Annotated in this window: 19 protein-coding genes; 11 read left to right on the top strand and 8 right to left on the bottom strand. The window is 69.9% G+C overall.

Going from position 1 to position 20,320, the window contains the following annotated elements:
• Positions 1-121 precede the first annotated feature (121 nt).
• Complete coding sequence (locus ACT6XY_RS05885) at positions 122-496, bottom strand: cell division protein ZapA (RefSeq protein ID WP_444747403.1); 375 nt, start codon at positions 494-496, stop codon at positions 122-124.
• Positions 497-504: 8 nt separating this feature from the next.
• Complete coding sequence (locus ACT6XY_RS05880; protein ID WP_444747402.1) at positions 505-795, bottom strand: DUF4164 domain-containing protein; 291 nt, start codon at positions 793-795, stop codon at positions 505-507.
• A gap of 295 nt (positions 796-1,090) precedes the next feature.
• Here ACT6XY_RS05880 and tkt point away from each other — a divergent pair, with 295 nt between their 5' ends.
• From tkt to fba, 5 genes are all read left to right on the top strand, one after another.
• Positions 1,091-3,088 carry a transketolase gene (gene tkt, locus ACT6XY_RS05875; protein WP_444747401.1) on the top strand — a complete coding sequence of 666 codons (1,998 nt, stop codon included), beginning with the start codon at positions 1,091-1,093 and terminating at the stop codon, positions 3,086-3,088.
• A gap of 101 nt (positions 3,089-3,189) precedes the next feature.
• Positions 3,190-4,200 (top strand): type I glyceraldehyde-3-phosphate dehydrogenase, encoded by a 1,011-nt coding sequence (gene gap, locus ACT6XY_RS05870; protein WP_444747400.1) that lies wholly within the window; start codon positions 3,190-3,192, stop codon positions 4,198-4,200.
• A gap of 216 nt (positions 4,201-4,416) precedes the next feature.
• The gene (locus tag ACT6XY_RS05865; protein ID WP_444747399.1) at positions 4,417-5,604 is read left to right on the top strand and encodes a phosphoglycerate kinase; all 1,188 of its coding nucleotides are present in this window, start codon (positions 4,417-4,419) and stop codon (positions 5,602-5,604) included.
• Positions 5,605-5,654: 50 nt separating this feature from the next.
• Positions 5,655-6,266, top strand: a complete 612-nt coding sequence (locus tag ACT6XY_RS05860) for a hypothetical protein (protein ID WP_444747398.1) — start codon at positions 5,655-5,657, stop codon at positions 6,264-6,266.
• Between the two features lie 88 nt (positions 6,267-6,354).
• Complete coding sequence (gene fba / locus ACT6XY_RS05855; RefSeq protein WP_444747397.1) at positions 6,355-7,422, top strand: class II fructose-bisphosphate aldolase; 1,068 nt, start codon at positions 6,355-6,357, stop codon at positions 7,420-7,422.
• Between the two features lie 170 nt (positions 7,423-7,592).
• Here the strand turns inward: fba and ACT6XY_RS05850 are convergent, their stop codons facing one another.
• Entirely contained in the window at positions 7,593-9,515 is a 1,923-nt protein-coding gene (locus ACT6XY_RS05850; protein ID WP_444747396.1) for a hypothetical protein, read from the bottom strand.
• A 191-nt stretch (positions 9,516-9,706) separates the two neighbouring features.
• Between ACT6XY_RS05850 and ACT6XY_RS05845 the strand changes: the two genes are divergently transcribed.
• From ACT6XY_RS05845 to ACT6XY_RS05825, 5 genes are all read left to right on the top strand, one after another.
• A complete protein-coding gene (locus tag ACT6XY_RS05845; protein ID WP_444747395.1) occupies positions 9,707-10,378 on the top strand; it encodes a thiamine phosphate synthase in 672 nt (223 codons plus the stop codon).
• Positions 10,375-11,361: a tetratricopeptide repeat protein gene (locus ACT6XY_RS05840; protein WP_444747394.1), complete on the top strand. Its 987-nt coding sequence runs from the start codon at positions 10,375-10,377 to the stop codon at positions 11,359-11,361. The genes ACT6XY_RS05845 and ACT6XY_RS05840 overlap by 4 nt, the downstream gene beginning before the upstream one ends.
• Before the next feature lie 76 nt (positions 11,362-11,437).
• On the top strand, positions 11,438-12,235 hold the full coding sequence (locus ACT6XY_RS05835) for an inositol monophosphatase family protein (protein WP_444747393.1): 798 nt from the start codon (positions 11,438-11,440) through the stop codon (positions 12,233-12,235).
• A gap of 1 nt (position 12,236) precedes the next feature.
• Positions 12,237-12,785 (top strand): hypothetical protein, encoded by a 549-nt coding sequence (locus ACT6XY_RS05830; protein WP_444747392.1) that lies wholly within the window; start codon positions 12,237-12,239, stop codon positions 12,783-12,785.
• A 75-nt stretch (positions 12,786-12,860) separates the two neighbouring features.
• Positions 12,861-14,423, top strand: a complete 1,563-nt coding sequence (locus ACT6XY_RS05825; protein ID WP_444747391.1) for a diguanylate cyclase — start codon at positions 12,861-12,863, stop codon at positions 14,421-14,423.
• Here ACT6XY_RS05825 and miaA read toward each other — a convergent pair.
• A complete protein-coding gene (gene miaA / locus ACT6XY_RS05820) occupies positions 14,347-15,330 on the bottom strand; it encodes a tRNA (adenosine(37)-N6)-dimethylallyltransferase MiaA (protein ID WP_444747390.1) in 984 nt (327 codons plus the stop codon). The genes ACT6XY_RS05825 and miaA overlap by 77 nt on opposite strands.
• On the opposite strand from miaA, the gene serB reads away from it, so the two are divergent.
• Positions 15,322-16,218, top strand: coding sequence for a phosphoserine phosphatase SerB (gene serB / locus ACT6XY_RS05815; RefSeq protein WP_444747389.1), 897 nt, complete (start codon positions 15,322-15,324; stop codon positions 16,216-16,218). The genes miaA and serB overlap by 9 nt on opposite strands.
• Positions 16,219-16,252: 34 nt before the next feature.
• Here serB and ACT6XY_RS05810 read toward each other — a convergent pair whose 3' ends face one another.
• The 4 genes from ACT6XY_RS05810 to ACT6XY_RS05795 all read right to left on the bottom strand — a co-directional run.
• Positions 16,253-17,809 carry a Do family serine endopeptidase gene (locus tag ACT6XY_RS05810; RefSeq protein ID WP_444747388.1) on the bottom strand — a complete coding sequence of 519 codons (1,557 nt, stop codon included), beginning with the start codon at positions 17,807-17,809 and terminating at the stop codon, positions 16,253-16,255.
• Between the two features lie 227 nt (positions 17,810-18,036).
• Positions 18,037-18,435 (bottom strand): carboxymuconolactone decarboxylase family protein, encoded by a 399-nt coding sequence (locus ACT6XY_RS05805; RefSeq protein WP_444747387.1) that lies wholly within the window; start codon positions 18,433-18,435, stop codon positions 18,037-18,039.
• 29 nt (positions 18,436-18,464) lie between these two features.
• Positions 18,465-19,595, bottom strand: coding sequence for a M20/M25/M40 family metallo-hydrolase (locus ACT6XY_RS05800; RefSeq protein ID WP_444747386.1), 1,131 nt, complete (start codon positions 19,593-19,595; stop codon positions 18,465-18,467).
• Positions 19,596-19,649: 54 nt separating this feature from the next.
• Positions 19,650-20,320 (bottom strand): lytic transglycosylase domain-containing protein (locus ACT6XY_RS05795; protein WP_444747385.1); only part of this gene is annotated, 671 nt, incomplete at its 5' end.

Here is a 20,320-nt window from a genome sequence, read left to right as displayed (position 1 = left end):
GGCCGGATGAAGACGGAGACAGCGATCGGTTTAGACACCCGGCAAGGTCCACGCAACATGCCGGCGCGTGCGCAAAGGCTCTCCGGGCGCGCGTCGGGAGGCCCGAAACGCCTGTCCGGTATCAGGTTGCCGGCTTGGAGAGACCAGTGAGCTGCGAGGTGAGGCGCTCGATCGATGCCGCGGCATCGTCCAGCGTATGGGCCAGCAGAGCCTCGCGCTGGTCGGCGCGCTCGACGATGACGGCGCGCGCCTCGCGAAGGGCGGCGAGTTCGGTCTCGGCGGCCTTCAGGCGGCGGCGGGTGTCGGCGAGTTCGTCGGCCACCATAATGGCCGCCATCACGGTGAGGCGGGTGTCGCCGATCTCGCCGAAGGCGCCCTTCAGCTGGTCGACCTTGCCGTTCACCTCCGCCGCGAGCCGCAGCAGGTGGTCCTCCTGCCCGTCGTCGCAGGCCATGCGGAAGGACCGGCCGTTGATCGTCACCGAGACATGCGCCATGGCGGATCTTAGCTCTCGTAGCGGGACAGAACGCCGCGGATGGCGTCCATGGTCAGGTCGAGCCGGCGCGCCACCTCGCGGTTGACGGATTCGAGGCCGGCGACGCGGTCGGCCGACCGGTCGAGATCCTCGGCGAGACGGGAGCGGTCCGCCTGCAACGCCTCCACCTGCTTGTGGACGACGACCTGCTGGCGGTCGTTCTCCAGCTTGCGGGCGACCGCCGTCTCCAGCGCGGCGAGCGCCGTTTTCAACCGGGAGGCCGCCGTTTCGAGGCGTGATGGGCCTGTCGTGGGTCCCAAGCTCGGTCCTGCTTCGTCTGAGAGGGCCTGCCCCTCGCGCCATCAGGCGCCGGCGGGCCGGCTGGGAACCTACGCGAGCCGGTCGAACAGCGTCAACGCCACCGTCGCTGCTCGGATGAAAGGCGTTCCGGGCCCCCGCGAGCCATTCGGCAGGCCGATCCTGCCGATCGGGCCATTGACTCGGGGGCCGTCGCTGGTAGGACACCGGCCCGACGGCCCGGTGCACGACTCCGGGCGAGTTTCCATCGCATGCGCGCCGTTTTCCGCCGAGGCGGCGACGCAAGGAGTCGCTTCGATGCCCACCGACGTCCTGCCGCGCGCCCAGCACGACAAACTGGCCAACGCCATCCGCACCCTCGCCATGGATGCGGTGGAGAAGGCCAAGTCCGGCCATCCGGGCATGCCGATGGGCACCGCCGACATCGCGACGGTGCTGTTCTCGCGCTTCATGAAGTTCGACGCGGCCCATCCCACCTGGCCTGACCGCGACCGGTTCGTGCTCTCCGCCGGCCACGGCTCCATGCTCGTCTATGCGCTCCTCTATCTCACCGGCGCGCCCGAGATGACGCTCGACGAGATCAAGAACTTCCGCCAGCTCGGCTCGAAGACGCCGGGCCATCCCGAGAACTTCATCACCAAGGGCGTCGAGACCACCACGGGTCCGCTCGGCCAGGGCATCGCCACCGCCGTCGGCATGGCGCTGGCCGAGAAGATGCTCGCCGCCGAGTTCGGCAGGAAGGCGGTCGACCACTACACCTACGTCATCGCCTCCGACGGCGACCTGATGGAGGGCATCAGCCAGGAAGCCATCGCCATGGCGGGGCACTGGAAGCTGAACAAGCTCATCGTGCTCTTCGACGACAACGACATCTCCATCGACGGCCCGCTCTCCATCGCCGACTCCGTCGACCAGGTGAAGCGCTTCCAGGCCGCCGGCTGGCGCGCCGAGCGCGTCGACGGCCATGATCCCGAGGCCATCGGCGCCGCCATCGAGCGCGCGCAGAAGTCCGGCAAGCCCTCGCTCATCGCCTGCAAGACCGTCATCGGTTACGGCGCGCCGAAGAAGGCCGGCACCTCCAAGGCCCACGGCGAGCCGCTCGGCGCCGACGAGCTGAAGGCCGCCAAGGAGAAGCTCGGCATCTCCCCCGAGCCCTTCGCCGTCGCCCCGGACGTGCTGGAGGCCTGGCGCAAGATCGGCGCCCGTGGCGCGGCGGCGCGCAAGACCTGGGAATCACTGTTCGGCACCCTGCCGCCGAAGAAGCAGGCCGAGTTCAACCGCCGCCTCACCCACGAGCGGCCGGCCAAGCTTGCCAAGGCGCTCGCCGCCCACAAGAAGGCGCTGCTGGCCACCCCCCAGCACATCGCCACCCGCAAGTCCTCCGAGCTCGCCATCGAGGCCATCGTGCCGGCCATGCCGGAATTCCTCGCCGGCTCCGCCGACCTCACCGGCTCGAACAACACCAAGGCCAAGTCGGCTGTGGCCTTCTCGGCCAAGAACCCCAAGGGCCGGTACATCCACTACGGCATCCGCGAGCACGGCATGGCCGCCGCGATGAACGGCATCGCGCTGCACGGCGGTTTCGCGCCGAACGGAGCCACCTTCCTGGTCTTCACCGACTATTGCCGCCCGGCCATGCGCCTCTCGGCGCTGATGGGCACCGGCGTCGTTTACGTGATGACCCACGATTCCATCGGCCTCGGCGAGGATGGCCCGACCCACCAGCCGGTCGAGCACGTCGCGGCGCTCCGCGCCATGCCCAACATGCGCGTCTTCCGTCCCTGCGACGCGGTCGAGGTCGCCGAGTGCTGGGAACTGGCGCTGAACCGCATCGACGGGCCGACGACCCTGGCGCTCACCCGCCAGAACCTGGCGCAGCTGCGCACCGAGGTGAAGGCGAACCGTTCGGCCGCCGGCGCCTATGAGCTCTTCAAGGCCGAGGGCGGCAAGGCCCAGGTGACGCTGTTCGCTACCGGCTCCGAGGTCGAGGTCGCCGTCGGCGCCCGCAAGCTCCTCGCCGAGAAGGGCATCATCGCCCGCGTCGTCTCCGTCCCCTCGCTCGACCTCTTCCTCGAGCAGTCCGCCGAGATCCGCGAGACGGTGATCGGCGACGCTCCGGTGAAAGTCGCGATCGAGGCGGGCGTTCGCATGGGCTGGGATGCCGTCATCGGCCATGACGGCATCTTCGTCGGCATGACCGGCTTCGGCGCCTCGGCGCCCTACAAGGAACTGTACAAGCATTTCGGCATTACGCCGGAGGCCACCGCCGAGGCCATTCTGGCGCGTATCGGCTGATTTCGCCTTGGGATTGACGTGATTGGGCGCCAAATCGCGGCGCCCGCCCCGCTGAACGGGCCGCTCGGGATGACGCGGGCCGCATGAAGGAGAGGAATTCCATGACCACCCGCGTGTTCATCAACGGTTTCGGCCGCATCGGCCGCAACGTCCTGCGTGCCATCGTCGAGGGCAAGCGCAAGGACATCGAGGTGGTCGGCATCAACGACCTCGGGCCGGTGGAGACCAACGCCCATCTGCTGCGCTTCGATTCGGTCCACGGCCGCTTCCCGGCAGAGGTTTCGGTCGACGGGGACACGATCATCGTCGCCGGCAAGCGCATCAAGGTCACGGCCATCAAGGATCCGGCCGAGCTGCCGCACAAGGCCCTCAACGTCGACGTGGCGATGGAGTGCACCGGCATCTTCACGACCCGCGACAAGGCCGCCGCCCACCTCAAGGCCGGCGCCAAGCGCGTGCTCGTTTCCGCCCCCTGCGACGGCGCCGACATGACCGTCGTCTACGGCGTGAACCACGAGCAGCTGACCAAGGAGCACGTCGTCGTCTCCAACGCCTCCTGCACCACCAACTGTCTCGCCCCGGTCGTCGCGGTGCTCCACAAGGCCTGCGGCATCGACAAGGGCTTCATGACGACGATCCACGCCTATACCGGCGACCAGCCGACGCTCGACACGATGCACAAGGACCTCTACCGCGCCCGCGCCGCGGCGCTGTCGATGATCCCGACCTCCACCGGCGCCGCCAAGGCCATCGGCCTCGTCATTCCCGAGCTCAAGGGCCGCCTCGACGGCACCTCGATCCGCGTGCCGACCCCGAACGTGTCGGTGGTGGACTTCAAGTTCATCGCCAAGCGCAAGACGACGGTCGAGAAGGTCAACGAGGCCATCCTGAAGGCTGCCAGGCGCGGTCCGCTGAAGGGCATCCTCGGCTACACCGATCAGCCGAACGTCTCCATCGACATGAACCACGACCCGCACTCGTCCATCTTCGCCCTCGACCAGACCAAGGTCATGGACGAGAAGTTCGTGCGCGTGCTGTCCTGGTACGACAACGAGTGGGGCTTCTCGAACCGCATGAGCGACACCGCCGTCGCCCTCGCGAAGCTGATCTGACGGCGAGGGCCGCCCTGTGCGGCCCTCTTCGTGTCCCGTGCCCGGCGGCTCGCCGCCTTGCGCCGGACTTTTCCAACCGCGTCATGGCCGGGCCTGGCCCGGCCATCCACGGACCTGGCCACGGCGCGTCAGGTCAGTCCTGGATGCCCGCCATAAGCCGGGCATGACGACAGTGAGGCGCGTTTCGTCCACATCTCATCCTGCAGGCCGACCGACATGACCTTCCGCACCCTCGACGATGCCGATCTCGCAGGAAAGCGCGTCCTCGTCCGCGTCGACCTCAACGTTCCCATGGAAGACGGCAAGGTCTCGGACCTGACCCGTCTCGAGCGCATCGTGCCGACGCTGACCGACATCGCCGACCGTGGCGGCAAGGTCATCATCCTCGCCCATTTCGGCAGGCCGAAGGGTGTCGATCCCTCCCAGTCGCTGAAGGTGGTCGTGCCGGCTCTCGCCGACGTGCTGAAGCGTCCAGTGGCCTTCGCCGCCGACTGCATCGGTGAGGTGGCCGAGAAGGCCGTCGCCGCCATCAAGCCGGGCGAGATCCTGGTGCTCGAGAACACCCGCTTCCACAAGGGCGAGGAGAAGAACGAGCCCGATTTCGTCAAGGCGCTCGCCGCCAACGGCGACATCTTCGTCGCCGACGCCTTCTCCGCCGCCCACCGCGCCCATGCCTCCACCGAGGGTCTCGGCCATGTCCTGCCCGCCTATGCCGGCCGGACCATGCAGGCCGAGCTCGATGCCCTGACCCGGGCGCTGGAGAAGCCGGAGCGCCCGGTCGCAGCCGTCGTCGGCGGCGCCAAGGTCTCCACCAAGCTCGACCTCCTCGGCAACCTGTCGAAGAAGGTGAATTTCCTCGTCATCGGCGGCGGCATGGCGAACACCTTCCTCGCCGCCGAGGGCAAGCCGGTCGGCAAGTCGCTCTGCGAGCACGACCTGCTCGACACCGCCCGCGCCATCGTGGCGGAGGCGGCGAAGAACGGCTGCCGCATCGTCCTTCCCGTCGACGTCGTCTGCGCGAAGGACTTCAAGGCCAATGCCGCCCACCGCGTCTGCGGCATCGACGAGGTCGCCGCCGACGAGATGATCCTCGACATCGGCCCGAAATCGGTCGAGCACGTCGTCTCCATCCTCGGTCGGGCGAAGACCCTGGTCTGGAACGGTCCCTTCGGCGCCTTCGAGCTGGAGCCCTTCGACAACGGCACGGTCTCCGTGGCCGAGGCGGCCGCCGAGCTGACCCGCGCCGGCCATCTCGTCTCGGTGGCGGGCGGCGGCGACACGGTCGCCGCGCTCAACCAGGCTGGCGCGGCGGATCGCTTCACCTACGTGTCGACCGCCGGCGGCGCCTTCCTCGAATGGCTCGAGGGCAAGCCGCTGCCGGGCGTCGACGTGCTGAGGACCTGACGGGACGTATCGTCGCGAAGCGGGCAGGGGGCTTGCGGAGGACGAGGTCGATGAAGAAGCCGGATGGCCGCGCCTGGCTGTTGATCCTGAGTGTGCTGCTGGCGGCGGCCCCCGCTCGCGCCGGCGATGCCCGGCCGACGGTTCTGCTCCTCGACGGCCTGTTCATCTACGTGCACCAGGCCTATGTCGGCGTCTCGGCCCTGGCGCCGCTGCTGGAGCGGCTCGGTTACCGCGCCGCCGTCGACACCCACCTGATGACCCGCACCGCCATCGAGGAGCCCGTCCTCCTCGTGGGCCATTCGATGGGCGGGACCTCGGCGTTGCGCCATGCCCGCGCGATGGTGGAGGCGGGCAAGCCCGCCCCGGTCGTCATCACCATCGACGCCGCCTTCGGCTCGCCGCCCTGTCCCGTGCCCCGCTGCATCAACTATTTCAGCCCCGGTTTTCCGAAGGTCGAGGGCGCCGAGAACGTCGATGCGTGGCAGTCCGGCGCCTTCATGGCGAACCATGCCCTGCTCGCCACCCATCCGGCGGTGCAGCGGCTGGTGCTGGAGAGGGCGCGGGCATTGATGGACGAGCGGACCCCGGCGCCGGCGGTCAGTTCCAACGCGCCGCGCAGCGCGCCTGTTCCCACGCCCCGGCCCATCGCCGCGGGCCCCTGAAAGTCGGGGGAGACGGCTTTTTTTGGTCGCGTCCTTGCGCTAGAGGGTCCCAACCCTTCGTTCACGAACGTCAGGATGGAAACCGCCCATGGCCCGCATCACCCTCCGTCAGCTGCTCGACCACGCCGCCGAAAACGACTACGGCGTGCCCGCCTTCAACATCAACAACATGGAGCAGGCGCTGGCGATCATGACGGCCGCCGATGCCGTCGATGCGCCGGTCATCATCCAGGCCTCGCGCGGCGCGCGTTCCTACGCCAACGACATCATGCTCAAGCACATGATGGACGCGGTCACCGAGATCTATCCGCACATCCCGGTCTGCGTGCATCTCGACCACGGCAACGAGCCGGCGACCTGCATGACCGCCATCCAGGCCGGCTTCACCTCCGTCATGATGGACGGCTCGCTGAAGGCTGACGGCAAGACCCCCGGTGACTGGGACTACAATGTCGGCGTGACGCGGAAGGTCACCGAGATGGCCCATCTCGGCGGCATCTCGGTGGAGGGCGAGCTCGGCGTGCTGGGTTCCCTCGAGAGCGGCATGGGCGAGGCCGAGGACGGCCACGGCGCCGAGGGCAAGCTCTCCCACGACCAGCTCCTCACCAACCCCGACGAGGCCGTGAAGTTCGTCAAGGAGACCAAGGTCGACGCCCTCGCCATCGCCATGGGCACCTCGCACGGCGCCTACAAGTTCACGCGCAAGCCGGACGGCAAGGTCCTCGCGATGAACATCATCGAGGAAATCCACCAGAAACTGCCGAACACCCACCTCGTCATGCACGGGTCGTCTTCCGTGCCGCAGGAGCTGCAGGACATCATCAACACGTTCGGCGGGCAGATGAAGCCGACCTGGGGCGTCCCGGTCGAGGAGATCCAGCGCGGCATCAAGCACGGCGTCCGCAAGATCAACATCGACACCGACAATCGCATGGCCATGACCGGCCAGATCCGCAAGGTGCTGTCGGAGAGCCCGGGCGAGTTCGACCCGCGCAAGTATCTCAAGCCCGCCATGGAGGCGATGACCGCTCTCTGCAAGCAGCGCCTGCAGGAGTTCAACACCGCCGGCCAGGCATCCAAGATCAAGCGCGTCGTGACCCTCGCCGACATGGCGAAGCGCTACGCCAAGGGCGAGCTCGACCCGAAGATCGCCTGATCGCTAGCACGGACGGAATGCGGAACGGGGAGACGCGAGCCTCCCCGTTTTCGTTTGGGGCGAGGCCCCGGCGCGCCGACGAAACCATCAGGATGGTTCGTCATGCCCGGGACGGGCCCGGGAATGACGATGTGCAGTGTGCGCGCAGACCAGCGGTCGCGGGCCGCTCGCTACTCGTTCGCCTTCACCGCGATGTTGAACATCGGCATGGCCGCGAAAGGCGAGCCGCGCAGCGCCACCGCGAGGGCGGCGAGCGGGATGTCGCCCTTCGGCGTCAGCGTCACGGCGAGGGAGGTCGGATCGTCGAGGAACTCGCCGAAGGCCTCGGTGATCTGCGCGGCCACGGCCCGGTCCTGGATGAACTGGCCGACCAGGGCGCCCGCCTGCGTCTTGATCTGCTCCTTGAAGTCGTCCTCGCTCATGCCCGTCTGGCCGGCGAGATGGCTGATGAAGTTCGCCACGCCCCCGTCCTCGGTATAGGTCAGCGTGATGCCGCCGGCCTTGGCCGAGAGGCCGAGCACCGCTGCGCTGCCGGGCAGCGCCTCGATCTGCGCCCGGTCGAGCCCGCCGACCGTCATCACGAGGTTGAGCGAGCCGACGTCGTCCACCTCGACGTTGAAGGTGCGCATGCGCAGCTCCCTGGCGGTCTCGACATACTCGATCTCCAGTTCGGCACCGAGATTGAGGCGCTCGGTCAGGCCGAGCGGAGCGAGCTGGGCGCGCTGCCGGGCGTTGGTGATCGGCGCCTCGAAGCCGGTCAGACGGCCGCGCAGGCGCGAGGGCATGAGGCCGACCCGCGGGCCGCTCTCCACCTCGAAGCGGCCGACCTTGGCGAGCTGCTGGTTGCTGCCGGTCTGCTTGACGTCGATGTTCTCGAACAGGATCCGCGTCGCGTGCGGGAAGGCCTGCGGCGGCATGGTCTGGCCGGGGGGAACGCGGCCGGCGGCGAATTCCTTGCCGAAGGCGAGGAGGCCCGAGGCGTCGATTCCCTCCACCGTGACCTGGCCGATGGTCGTGTCGTGTCCGTCACGGGAGGAGGCCGAGACCCCGGAGACGGAGACCGACGCCAGCCGGCCCTGGGAGAGGCCGGAGAAGACGAAGCGCTCCATGCGGAAGGGCCGGCCCTCTTCGGACTGGCCGCTGACGCCGGCGAGCTCGAACCGCTCCATGTCGAAGCGTTCGATGAACTCGGCCGCAAGGCCCGCCTGGCGGCGGCGCGAGGCCTCGTCCTGGGCCGGGCCGAGCGCCTGCATGCTCTCCGTCAGCGCCGTGATCGACTGCGCGCCGGGCCGCAGCGACACCTTGCCCATGGCAATGCGGGCGATGGCGAAGGGCGGTGCGCCGGGGCGCGGGGAGGCGATGCTGATGCCTTCGACGACCCCGCTCTCCATCCACACGCCTGCGGCGCCGGAAGTCCTGACCGCCGCCACCGTGTCGAGGCCGGTCAGGCGGATGCTGGCGGCGGAGGCGGCGGGCCCGGGCTGGCCATCGCTGGGAGCGGCCTGCGTCGACCGCACGGTCAGCTCGGCGACCCGGCCGCGCTGGTATCCGTTGAGGGCGATCTCGGCGTAACGCACCGTCTGCTGCCGGTTCTGCCGCGGCTGGGTAACGACGAGGTCACGGGCGGCGACCGACTGCGCCGAGAAACCGGTGGCGGTGCCCTCGTTGGCGGGCTGCAACAGCGGCGCCTGGGTGGCGAAGCTGCCGAAGATGGCGGCGAGCGACCCCTGGGCCCCCTGCATCTCCGCCCGCGCCAGCTTGTAGCCGTGGCCGTCGGCGCCCGTGCCTTCCACGTCCTCGAGGAGGACCCGGGCATTGGCGAGGGTCCCGTCAGCGGCCGGCGCGCCGGTGATCGTCGCCCGGCCGATCCTGACGCCAATGGGCGTCGAGCCTGTCGAGGAGAAGGTGACGTTGACGAGGACCGCGTTGCCGCCCTCGTCGCGCGCCTCGCCGACGGCCGCGCCTCCCATCTGCAGCGCCGGGAGCGCGCCCACGGCGGCCCGCGACAGGTCGTCGGCAGGGCCGGCCAGGGCGCTCGTTCCCATCGCGAACAGGAGGACGGCGGAAATCCGCAGCGGGGTAGTGGAGCGCATCATGATGATCCTGTCGTTGGACGGCAGAGGATTAGGCAGGCGGATGCTCCGCCGCCTCGGTTGATTTCCCGGCGCGATGGTCGCATGGAAGCAAGGCTCGCGCCTCGATATTTCCAAACGATGTCGATCCTGCGTCGGTTTGCAACCTGACTTCCGTTTTTTCGCCGCTTTCCCCGCTAGGGTGCCGCACGATGCGCGACAGCAGAAATCCCGATCCCGTCGAGACCCAACTCGTCCTGGTGACGCCCCTCCTGGAGGACCCGGAGGGCTTTGTGCCGATCCTCGCCGGCGCCCTGGCCGCAGGACCGGTGGCGGCCGTCATTGCCCGTTTCGCCCCCTGCGACGAGCGCACGCTCGTCAACCGCATCAAGGTCCTCGCGCCGGTGGCGCAGAAGGGTGGCGCTGCCCTCATGGCCGAGGCCTCCGTCGAGGCGGTGGCCCGCGGCGGGGCCGACGGCATCCACCTGCGCTTTGCCGCCGAGACCCTCGCCGAAGCGGTCTCGCGGCTTGCCCCGCAGCGGATGGTCGGCGTCGGCGGCCTGAAATCCAAGGACGACGCCATGGCAGCCGGCGAGGCGGGGGCCGACTACGTCATGTTCGGCGAGGCGCAATCCTCGCGCTATGCGGAAAGGGACGGCGTCCTTCCGCCCTTCCACGCCGTGGTCGAGCGGGTCGCCTGGTGGGCGGAGGTCTTCCAGGTTCCCGTCGTCGGCTTCGCCCCTGATATCGCCGGGGTCGAGGCCCTGGCGCGCGCCCGCGCCGATTTCGTCGCCCTCGGCGAGCCGGTCTGGGACCACCCGGAGGGCCCGGCCGCAGCGGTCGGGACCGCGCTCGCCCTGATCCGTGCCGGAGCCGCGGCATGAGCCGCCGGGCGCTCGCGGCCTGTCTTGTGGTGGCCTTCGCTGCCGCGCCGGCCTTTGGGCAGACGCGGCCGGCGCGCCCCGCCGCGCCAGCCCCGACGCCGCCTGCCGCCACGACGCCACCTGCCGCCACGATCATTCAGCCCGGCCCGCCGACGGCGGATTCGGCCTATGCGGCCTATCAGCGCGGTCACTACCTGACCGCCTTCCGCGAGGCGACCGAGCGGGTCGAGAGCCTCGCCGATCCCGTCTCCATGACGCTGCTGGCCGAGCTGCACAGCGCCGGCATCGGCATTCCGCAGAACGAGGAGCGGGCGCTCGGGTGGTATCGGCTCGCCGCCGAACGCGGGGACCGCAACGCCATTTTCGCGCTGGGCATGATGCATGTCGACGGTCGTGCCGGCCAGGCGCGGGACCCTGCCCTGGCAAAGCCCTTCTTCGAGCGGGCCGCGGGCCTCGGCCATATCGCCGCCGCCTACAATCTCGGTTTGCTCGCCCTCGGCGGCGAGGGCGGCCAGCGAGACCCCGCCGCGGCGGCACAATGGTTCCAGAAGGCGGCCGACCTCGGCAGCGCCGATGCCCAGTATGCCTTCGCGGTGCTGCTCAAGGACGGCAACGGGGTGCCGGCCGACCTGCCGCGCGCCGCCGCCTATATGGGCCGCGCCGCGGCGCAGGACCTGCTCGAGGCGCAGATCGACTTCGCCGTCATGGTCTTCAACGGCCAGGGCCTGCCCAAGGACGAGGCCCGCGCCGCAGCCCTGTTCCGCAAGGCCGCCCTCCGGGGCAATCCCCTGGCGATGAACCGCTACGCCCGCCTGCTCGCCGCCGGCCGCGGCACCGCCCCCGACCCGCAGAAGGCGGCGCAGTGGCACATGACCGCCCACATGCTCGGCGCCCCCGACGGCTGGTTGCAGGAATTCGTCAAGAGCATGGATCCGGTGCAGCGGGACGCCGCCGAACGGGGCGCCCGCGAGTGGTTGCGCTGACGGTTGCCGCTGCTCGCCGCTTGACCATGACGCGCCGCGCGGGCATGACCCCCCGAAAGCCAGCCGAAAGTTCGATATGCTCCGTTCCGCCCTTCTCAACGTCATGGTCGGCGCCGCCCTGAAGGCCGGCCGCAGCCTCAAGCGCGACTTCGGCGAGGTCGAGCATCTGCAGGTCTCGATGAAGGGGCCGGCCGACTTCGTCTCCGCCGCCGACCGCAAGGCCGAGCAGATCGTCATGACCGAGCTCATGAAGGCCCGCCCCGGCTACGGCTTCATCGGTGAGGAGGGCGGCAAGATCGAGGGCACCGACTCCACCCACACCTGGATCGTCGACCCCCTCGACGGCACCACCAACTTCCTCCACGGCATTCCCCAGTTCGCCGTCTCCATCGGCCTCGAGCGCAACGGCGTGCCGGTGGCTGGCGTCATCTACAACCCCGCCAACGACGAGCTCTACGTCGCCGAGCGCGGCACGGGCGCCTTCCTCAACGACCGCCGCCTGCGCGTCTCCGCCCGCACCAAGCCCGAGGACAGCGTCGTCGGCGGCGGCATCCCCCACATCGCCCGCGGCGACCATGTCCAGTTCCGCAACGAGCTGAAGGTCGTCCAGTCGCGCTTCGCCGGCATCCGCCGCATGGGCGCCTGTGCCCTCGACCTCGCCTATGTCGCTGCCGGCCGGTTCGACGGTTTCTGGGAGCGCGGCGTCCATCCCTGGGACATGGCGGCCGGCATCGTGCTGATCCGCGAGGCCGGCGGCTTCGTCACCGACTGCGACGGCCACGACAACATGATGCTGAACGGCACCATCTGCGCCGGCAACGAGCCGATTCAGAAGGCGCTCCTCGCCGCCGTGAAGGAAGGCCAGAGGGGCTGAGATGGGGCAGGCCAAGCGGCGCAAGGAGGCCGGCGACCGCGTCTCCCATTGCCGCACCTGCACCTATTGCTGCGTGCTGCCGCAGATCGAGGCGCTCGCGAAACCCGCCTACCGGCCCTGTGTGCACATCGCCGACGGCGGATGCTCCATCCACGGCCGGCCGGAGCGACCGGCGGCCTGCTCGGCCTATGCCTGCGCCTATCTGACGGCCCGTCTCGCCAACGCCCCCGAGCGCAACCGCATTCCCCATCCCCTCGATTGCGGCGCCTATTTTCACCGCGACCCCGTGGAGAAGGTGATCTTCGTCTTCGTCGACCCCGCGCGGCCCTTCCTGTGGAAGGCCTCGGCGCTCCTCGTCGACTTCCTGCGTCTCCAGGTCGGCGCCGGCTTCGTGCTCTTCATCACCGACCGCGGCCGACAGATGGTGATCCGCGACCCCGGCACGTTTTCCGAGATCCTCGCCCGCGACTTCGTCGCCCTCGCCGACCGCGAGGGCCGCCACCTCGACGTGCCGAGCTTCCGTGAAACTGGCGCAGCTCCCCCAGCGTAAGGCCTTCCGTGCCGCAGCGGCAGCTTTACCTCGCCTTAAACGGCCGCTGACAGACTGCCCGCAGGACGGGATCGCATGTATCGAGAGATGTTCGATAAAGGGATCGAGTGGCGCGCCCACGCCCATTCGATCCGCCGCCTCTACGGCAACTGGCTGGCGCTGCGCGAGCAGGCCCGGGCCGTGCCGTTCGCCGAATTCGACCCGGCGACCCTCGGCCCCATCGCCGACGACATGATCGTCTTCCGGCCCACCGCCGACGGCGACATGATCTATTCCCACTACGGCCGCGCGCTGGTGGAGCGTGTCGGCACGGATATGACGGGCAAGCTGAGCACCCGTATCCTCGAGACGGTCGGTGCCTTCTTCCGGGACTGCAACAACCGCGTGCTCGCCACCGACGAGCCTCTGCTCACCCTGCACCGCAGCGCCATCGCCGGCCAGGTGCATCTGTGGGAGAGGCTGGTCCTGCCCTGCCGCGATCCCTCTGGTGAGCCGGTCATCGTCATCATCGCCAAGCCGCGGCAGTTCCGCGACGACCTTCTCTCCGCCGTGCTGGACGCCTCGCTCGACGCCATCGTGGCGGTGCGGCTGGTGCGCGACGACGCGGGCATTCCCGTCGACGGCGAGTTCGTCGCCGTCAACCAGCGGGCCGCCGACTGGAACGGCCAGACGGTCGAGGCCATGCTGCAGGCGCCGGTCCTCACCCTCTGCCCGGGTCTTGCCGAGAGCGGCCTGTGGACCCGCTTCGTCGACGTCGCGCTGACCCGCCAGCCGCTGCAACTCGTCACCCGCTATGCCTGCGCCGACGCCGACCGCTGGATCGAAATCGCCTGCGTGCCCTTCGGCGATGGTTTCATGGTGACCAAGGCCGACGTCACCGAGCGCAAGAACGCCGAGGACGCCATGCGGCAGACCCAGGCGGAATATGCCCAGGCCAACGCGGCACTGAAGGCGGAAATCCGGCGCCGCCAGGCGCTGGAGGAGGAACTGAGCCAACTCGCCACGCGCGACAGCCTGACCGGGGCGCTGAACCGGCGGGCGACGACAGAGGGCCTACGCGACGCGCTGGCACGCTCTGCCCGCTATGCCCATCCGGTTTCGGTCATCACCATGGACCTCGACCATTTCAAGCACATCAACGACCGCTTCGGCCACGCCGGCGGCGATGCCGTTCTGCGCCGGACCGTCGGCCTCCTGACCCATGGCCTGCGCGAGGACGTCGACCTCGTCGGCCGTTTCGGCGGCGAGGAATTCGTCCTGGTCCTGCCTCATGTCGGCGTCGGGGAGGCGGTCGGCGTCGCCAGCCGCATGCGGGCACTGCTCGCGGGGGCCGATGTTGAGCATGTCGACGGCCCGATCAGCTTCAGCGGTTCCTTCGGCGTCGCCGCCTGGGACGGGCGCGAGACCATGGACCGGCTGCTCAGCCGCGCCGATGCCGCGCTTTACCGGGCCAAGGCCGCGGGCCGCAACCGCGTCGCCCTCGACGAGGGCTACGGCGAAATTCACGTGCTCGACCCCGGCGGAGAGGCGACGCTGCAGCCTTCCGGCGAGGCGCCGCCCTTCATGCCGACGACCCGGCAGGGAACGGCGCCGCGCCGTCCGCGTCGAGCCACCGCGTCAGCTCTTCCGCAGCGCTGACCGGCGTCAGCCAGCGCGCCTCTGGCATCTGGTTGCGAAACCACGTCTCCTGGCGCTTGGCATAGGCGCGCGTGTCGCGCTGTCCTCTCGCAACCGCATCGGCGAGCGACACCTCCCCGGCGAGATGGGCCATGAGCCCCGGCACGCCATGGGCCCGCATGGCCGGCAGGGTAGGGTCCAGCCGCCGCGCGGCGAGCGCGGTCACTTCGTAGAGGGCGCCCGCGGCCATCATGGCCTCGAAGCGCCGGTCGATCCTCTGCCGGAGCGGCTCGCGGTCGACGGCGAGGAACACCGTCGCGAGATCGAAGCCTGAGAGGACCGCCGCCTCCCGTCCGTCCCGTTGCCACTGGACCAGCGGCCGCCCTGTCGCCTCGAACACCTCGATGGCGCGGATGATGCGCTGGGGGTCGCTCGGCCGCAGCCGCGCCGCCGTCTCCGGGTCCTTCGCCGCCAGGGCGGCATGGAGGTCGGCCGGCGCGCGGCCCGCTGCCTCGCGACGCACACGCTCGCGCGTCTCGGGAGAGACGGGGGGGATGGCGGAAAGGCCTGCCGTCAGCGCGCGGAAATAGAGGCCCGTGCCGCCGACGACGACGGGCAGCGCGCCGGCGACACGCGCCGCGCCGATCTCGGCCGCCGCCGCCTCCACCCATCGACCGACGGAGAAGGTCTCGGCCGCGTCTACCGTGCCATAGAGCCGGTGCGGAGCGAGGGCAGTCTCGTCCTCGGTCGGGCGAGCGGTGATGATGCGCAGGTCGCGGTAGACCTGCATGGAATCGGCGTTGATGACGACGCCGCCGAAGCGGCGGGCCAGGTCGAGCGCCAGCGCCGACTTGCCGCTGGCCGTCGGACCTGCGATGAGGACGGCCCTCGGCCTGTGGCCCTCGCGGGAAACCTCACCTTGACCCACGTCGCGACCCTCATCGCCCATCCGCAAAACCCGGTCCTGACCGCCGATGTCCTGGCCGCCGCCGGCGCGCACCTGCCCGGCGCGGACGCACCCGCGATTCTCGCCGAGGGCATCGCCGCCGACATTCCTTTCGCACCTGGGGCTGGAGCCGACAACCGCGCCCTCGCCGAGGCCGTGCGCATTACCCTCGGCGGGCTTGCCGTCGACGTCGTCGTGCAGCCCGCCGCGGGGCGCGTGAAGCGCCTGTTCCTTGCCGACATGGATTCCACCATGATCGGCCAGGAATGCATCGACGAGCTCGCCGATCTCGTCGGCCTCAAGGATCATGTCTCGGCCATCACCGAACGGGCCATGCGCGGCGAGATCGCCTTCGAACCTGCGTTGCGCGAGCGCGTGGCGCTCCTCAAGGGCCTCTCGGCCTCGGTGGTCGACGACGTCATCGCCCGCCGCATCACCCTGACCGGAGGCGGGCCGGAACTGGTGCGCACCATGCGCGCCCGCGGCGGCTACACGGCCCTCGTCTCCGGCGGCTTCACGCTCTTCACCGCGCCCATCGGCGCCATGATCGGCTTCCACGAGAACCGCGCCAACATCCTCGAGGTCGAGGACGGGCGCTTCTCAGGCACCGTGCGCGAGCCGATCCTCGGCCGTGAGGCGAAGCGCGACACGCTGGTCGAGCTGCGCGCCCGCTTCGGCCTGGCGGAGCATGAGACCATGGCGGTCGGCGACGGAGCGAACGATCTCGCGATGCTGGGCGAGGCGGGAATCGGCATCGCCTTCAGGGCCAAGCCCAAGGTCGCCGAGGCGGCGGCCGCGCGGATCGACCACGGGGATCTCTCCGCGCTGCTCTACATGCAGGGCTATCGCCGCTCCGATTTCGCGGCCTGACGCCGGCGGGCAGCGCCCGCCGGTCCGAACCCGCTCAGCGCAGCGTCAGCGCCACGAAGCGGCGATCACCTTCCGCATTGGCCACCAGGAACAGCGCGGAGCTGCGCCCCTCGGCCCGCAGCGCCTGGATTCGCCGCGTCACGTCGGCGGGTGAGTTCACCGGCTCGTTCTGCACCTCGAGGATGACGTTGCCCGGCTGGATTGCCCGTTCCGCCGCCCGCGAATTCGGGTCGACCTGCGTGACCACCACGCCGCGCACGTCGTCGCGCACGCGGAAGCGCTGGCGCATTTCCTGGGTGAGGCCGGAGAGCTGGAGGCCCAGCGCCGAGACGGTCGGGTTGGCGGGCCGCGGCGGCTGGCCCTGCGGCTGCTGTCCCGTGGAGGCCTGCTGGATGTTCCCCTCGCGGCGGCCGAGGGTGACGGTCAGCGTCTCCTCCTTGCCGCCGCGCATGACGACGACCGGCACAGCCTTGCCGACGGCGGTCTCGGAGACGATCCGCGGCAGTTCGCGCGAGTTGCGCACCTCGCGGCCGTCGAAGCTGACGATCACGTCGCCGGTCTTCATGCCGGCCGGGCCGGCGGGCCCGTTCGGCTCGACGCCGGCGATCAGCGCGCCGCGTCGGCCGCCGAGGTTGAGGCTCTCGGCAATCTCGTCGGTGACCTCCTGGATGCGCACGCCGAGCCAGCCGCGCCGCGTCTCGCCGAACTCGCGCAGCTGCGCGATGATCGGCCGGGCGGTATTGGCGGGAATGGCGAAGGCGATGCCGATATTGCCGCCGGTCTGCGAGAAGATCGCCGTGTTGATGCCGATGACGTCGCCGGCCATGTTGAACAGCGGACCGCCGGAATTGCCGCGGTTGATGGCCGCGTCCGTCTGGATGTAGTTGTCGAAGGGGCCGGACTGGATGTCGCGGTTCTTCGCCGAGACGATGCCGGCGGTGACCGTGCCGCCGAGGCCGAGCGGATTGCCGATGGCCATCACCGCCTCGCCGATACGGATCCGGTCGGAATCGGCGAGGTTCACCGACTTCAGCGGCCGGGTTGGCTGCACGCGCAGTACCGCCACGTCGATCTCGCGGTCACGTCCGATCAGTTCCGCCTTCAGGCGCGTGCCGTCGTTGAAGATGACGGTGATCTCGTCGGCATTGTCGATGACGTGGTTGTTGGTCACCACGATGCCGCTGGCGTCGATGACGAAGCCGGAGCCGAGCGAGGACTGGCGCCGCTGCGGCGCCGGCTGGCCGTTGGGTCCTCCGGGCGGGTTTTCGCCGCGACGGCGGAAGAATTCCTCGAAGAGCTCGTCGAAGGGGGCACCGGGGCCGGGATTTCCCGGGCCTCCCGGAGCACCGGGGGCGCCGGGCTGGCCCGGACGGCGGCCCTGCGGGCCGGGGCGCTGGCCGGGCGCTGCGTCGACGCGGGAGGAGGTCGAGATGTTGACCACCGCGTCCATGACGCGCTCGGCGAGGTCCGACAGGTCGATGGCCTGGCGGGCTTCGGCGCGCGGCATGACGCCGGGAGTGAGCGCGAGGCCCGTGCCGAGGGCGAGGGCGAGGCTGGCGGCCGCGAGGCGGCTGCCGATCCGGGAGGTCATCATCGAGATCCTGGTGGGAATTCCGGGAGGGGAAAGGGGTGCGGGCCGGGCGAGGGCGCCATGAATTTCGGCAGAGCGGCTGTTGATCATGTCTCGTCCCCGTCGGCCCCGTCACAAACGCCCGCCGTGTTTCGGCGCGATGGCGTCGAACCATAGTGAAACACGAAATGGGGCGGGATGGCGACCTCGGAAAGGGCCGGTCCTGACAGTGTGATGGCCCCTGGCCATCACACCTGTTTGAAGGCTTCGTCCACGGGCACCTGCAGGGCGAGCGCCATGCGGTTGGTCTCGGACGCCATGGCGACGATGGAAACCATCTCCATGAACTGCGCGTCGCTCATGCCCTTGGCCCGCGCGGCGGCCGTGTGCGACCGGATGCAATACTCGCAGGAATTGGCCATGGAGACGGCGACGTAGATCAGCTCCTTGGTGAGCGGATCGAGCGCGCCCGGCGCCATCACCTGGCGCACGCTCTCCCAGGTCCGCTTCAGCGCAACCGGATCATGGGCGAGCACGCGCCAGAAATTGTTGACGAAATCGGTCTTTCGCGTCGCCCGGATGTCGGCGAACACCGCCGCCGCCTCCGCCGACAGGTCCGCATCCTCGAGCGCGGGCAACATCGACATGGCCTTGGGTCCTCTCCGGTGGCGCCGGTTCAGCCGGCGATGTCCTCGATCAGTCCGCCGAGGATCGTGCCGCGCGGCAGGATCGAGCGGATGTCGCAATATTCTTCCTTGGTGTGGATGCCGCCGCCCCAGACGCCGAGGCCGTCGAGCGTCGGCACGCCCATGGCGCCGGTGAAGTTGCCGTCCGACCCGCCGCCCGACTGCATGTGGTCGATCGGATAGCCATGGCTGTCGGCGATCGCCTTGGCCTTGGCATAGAGCGCCATCGTGCCCTCGCCGGCGACGAAGAGCGGGCGCACCGGCCCCGGCTCGATGGTGATGCGGGTGTTGGGAAAGGGCGGGCGCAGCGTCCGCAGCCTGACGTCGATGTCGGCGAGGTCCTCCGGCGTCGCGGCGACGCAGAGCACCTCCGCCGAGCACAGGACCGGCACGACATTGACCCAGGTGCCGGAATTGACCCGCCCGACCGCGAAGGTCTGGCCACGCTCGTAATCCGACCAGTCCTCGATGGTCTCGATGATGCGCGCCATGGCCCGGATTGACGACACGCCGCGGCTGATGGCGGCACCCGCGTGGGAGGGGCGGCCGTGCACGTGGATCATGTAGCGGACCACAGCATGGCGGCCCGAGGTGACGAAATGGTCGCGGCCGGGTTCCGGCACCAGGACGTGGGCGGCCTTGGCGGCCTCGGCCTCGATGGTGAGGCGGGAGGAGGGCGATCCCACCTCCTCGTCGGGGATCAACACGACCGTGACGCTGCGGCGAAGCTGGCCGCCCTTCTGGCGGATCAGCTTGCCGAGCACGTGCAGGGCCAGCACCGTGCCACCCTTCATGTCGGTGACGCCCGGCCCGTAGAGCCGGTCTCCCTCGCGGCGGATCGGCAGCGGACCGGCGAGCGTGCCCACCGCATGGACCGTGTCGACATGGGCGAGGATGAGCAGACCGGGACCGGGCTCCGCGCCGGCGAGCCGGCCGATGACGATGTCGCCGAAGCCCTGGGTGCCGGGCAGTCGGTCAATGTCGAACCCCATGACGCCGAGGTCGCGCGCGCCCTCGTCCATCATCCGGTTGACGGCCGCCGCATCATAGGTCGGGCTCTCGATCGAGGCCCAGCGGATGATATCCGAGACGACCTGTTCGACATCCGTGGTCACGGGCATGCTGGGCTCCTCCTGAAATTTGGACGGAGCCTAGAGCCGCCCCTGCCGCCGCGTCTACGGCCGCTGGGGCTCACGAGCTATGATGCCGAAGTTCTGCCCGCCGAAGCGCTGCTCGATCTGCTCGATCCGCTTCTCGTGGTCCTGCCAGTTGAAGCGGCTGGTGGAGCGCTGGCCAGGCGGCGGCGTCTCCGCCCCCGCCGGCACCGTCACCCCGCGCGCCAGCGGCGAGCCGATGGCGTTGAGATGGACCACCGCCCGCCGGCAGTATTCCAGCGACAGGGCGCTCATCTCCGTCTCGTCCCAGCCGGCGCGGTATTTCATCAGCGCCTGGCACAGGTTGCCGCCGGAGCGCTCCCAGGCGCCGGCGAGATAGGTCACGCCGAGACGGATGTTGGTCTCCGGCTCGAACAGATCCTGGATCGTGCCGTCGAAGCCGAGTTGGCGCGCCATGGACGGGCGCACCTGCATCAGGCCGATGTCGTCGACGAGGCCGACCGCGTGGGGATCGTAGGCGCTCTCCACCATCACCACCGCATCGGCGAGGTCGATCGGCACCCGCATGGCGGCGGCGAGCCGCCGGACGGTCGGATAGTGGGCCCTGCGCCCGACGATGTAGCGCGTGTCGGAATAGGCGCGGCCCTCGAAGCGCCGCGGCGGCGCCTCGGCGAAGGGCGCCTCGAGCCGGGGGAGGTCGCCGGCGGTGTCCGCCGCGGCGGGCTCCGGGG

Source organism: Phreatobacter sp., assembly GCF_052440005.1.
GTDB lineage: Bacteria > Pseudomonadota > Alphaproteobacteria > Rhizobiales > Phreatobacteraceae > Phreatobacter.
Note: the sequence above shows the minus strand (reverse complement) of the source record. Positions and strands in the feature narration are given on the sequence as shown.